Source organism: Nocardia sp. NPDC058497, from assembly GCF_042720195.1.
Classification (GTDB): domain Bacteria; phylum Actinomycetota; class Actinomycetes; order Mycobacteriales; family Mycobacteriaceae; genus Nocardia.
Map to the genome: position 1 here is coordinate 6,304 of NZ_JBHXMY010000128.1, position 2,038 is coordinate 8,341.

2 protein-coding genes are annotated in these 2,038 nt (G+C 71.1%); one reads left to right on the forward strand and one right to left on the reverse strand.

Features of this window, described 5'->3' with window-relative positions:
- Positions 1-141 precede the first annotated feature (141 nt).
- On the reverse strand, positions 142-1,044 hold the full coding sequence (locus ACFWPJ_RS11760) for a LysR family transcriptional regulator (RefSeq protein WP_378849900.1): 903 nt from the start codon (positions 1,042-1,044) through the stop codon (positions 142-144).
- Between the two features lie 90 nt (positions 1,045-1,134).
- On the opposite strand from ACFWPJ_RS11760, the gene ACFWPJ_RS11765 reads away from it, so the two are divergent.
- Positions 1,135-2,038 (forward strand): FAD-dependent oxidoreductase (locus tag ACFWPJ_RS11765; RefSeq protein WP_378849902.1); only part of this gene is annotated, 904 nt, incomplete at its 3' end.

Consider the following 2,038-nt stretch of genomic DNA (forward strand, 5'->3'; position numbering starts at 1 on the left):
AACCGCGGCCAGTCCACCGGCCCCCACTTTAACTACGTGTTGCAGGTGCCGGCCGGCTCACTCTACGGCGCCCCGATCGCCCCGCACCCGGGGCTCGCCGCCCGCGGCGTCGACGCCGGTGTCGCCCAGGACTGATCCGCACTACAGACTGATCCGCGCCGTGTGCGCGATCAGGAAATCCCGAAGCCGCGCGACCGCGAGCGTCGGCCCATGGTCTCCCGAGACCAGGCCGATCTCGCGGTCGCGTTCGCCATCGATGGGCACGACCGCCAGATCGGGATGCGGTATCTCCGCGGCGGGCAGCAGCGCGACGCCGAGACCGAGCGCGACCAGTTCGCGCAGGGTCTCGAATTCGGTGATCTCGAACAGCACCCGGGGCATGAAACCCGCAGCGGCGCACCAGGAATCGAGCAGGGATCGCAGCTGATAGCTGGGCGGGTTCGCGATGAAGGCCGCGTCGGCCAGCTCGGCGAGGTCGACCTTGGCACGGCCTGCCAGCGGGTGCGTGCGCGCCACATGCAAGTCGATGCGCTGCCTGCCGAGCGGCACCGTCGGCAGATCGGCGGGCGGCGGGATCATCACCGCCAGATCGAGCCGGCCGTCACGGACCTGCTCGGCCAGCGCCTCGCCGTGCGCCTGCACCAGGTGCAGCCGGATCCTCGGCGCCCTGGTGTGGAACTGCGCCAGCAGCGTCGGAATGCTCACCGGGCCCAGGGTGAGCGGAAAGCCGAAGCGGACAAGGCCGCTGTCGGGATCGGCGTCGGCGCGCACCCGGCGCACGGCGTCGTCGAGAGCGCGCACCAGGCCACGGGTGTTTTCGTAGAGTTCGCGTCCCTGCGGGGTGAGCGTCACGCCGCGCCCGACCGGCTGGAACAGGGCCACTCCCAGCGTCTGCTCCATCGTCTTGATCCGGCGACTCAGCGAGGACTGGGGCACCCCGAGCCGCTGCGCCGCCCTGGTGAAGTGCCCTGCGTCGGCCGCCGCGTCGAAGGCCGCCAGCAGCGGTGCCAGGGCCTGCGCTCCCCCGTCGCCTGAATCATCCATATTCGGATCATATCTTCGACGATTCCGCATTGGACGGATCACTCCCCTCGGCGTGACGATGGCGATACACAGCTCACGGGAGGTTCGACGATGACCGAGACGACACCCATCCACCCCGAATCCGCCGGTGGCGACGACGTTCTCGACGCCGTGCTGATCGGCGGCGGCATCATGTCCGCCACGCTCGGCGCACTGCTCAGCACGCTCGCGCCGGACTGGTCGATCGCCCTGTTCGAACGGCTCGGCGAACCGGCCGCCGAGAGCAGTCATCCCTGGAACAACGCGGGCACCGGGCATTCGGGGCTGTGCGAGCTCAACTACATGCCCGATCCGCGCGACGGTGGCAAGGCGGCCGGGATCGCCGAACAGTTCCAGCTCTCGCGGCGGTTCTGGTCGGCGCTGGCCCGCCGCGGCGAGCTCGACCCCACGACCTTCGTCACGGCGACCCCGCACGTGACGGTGGTGTTCGGCGACCGCGACATCGCCTATCTGCGGCAGCGGTACGCGACACTGCGCGACCAGCCCGCGTTCGCCGGCATGGAGTACAGCGAGGATCGCGCCGTCATCGCCGAGTGGGCGCCACTGCTCGTGCGCGGGCGCGCCGACGGCGAGGCGATGGCGGCCACCCGGCACACCGCGGGCACCGATATCGACTTCGGTGCGCTGACCAGGTCGCTGCTGTCGACGATGAGCGCGGCGGGCAACGCGGTCCGGCTGCATCGCGAGATCACCGGACTCACCCGGGGCAAGGACGGGCTCTGGACCGTGCGCGGACGAGACCTGGACAGCGGCAGGCGTTTTCGGGTGCGCACGCGGTTCGTGTTCGTCGGGGCGGGCGGCTACGCGTTGCGGCTGCTGCAGCGGGCCGGGTTGCCGGAGGTGCGTGGCTACGGCGTGTTCCCGCTCGGGGCGCACGTGAAGGGCGCCGCCAAAACCGCATTGGTGGGCCAGCCCCACCCCGAGGGGGACATCCCCGGCCCCCCCCGCGCCGCGC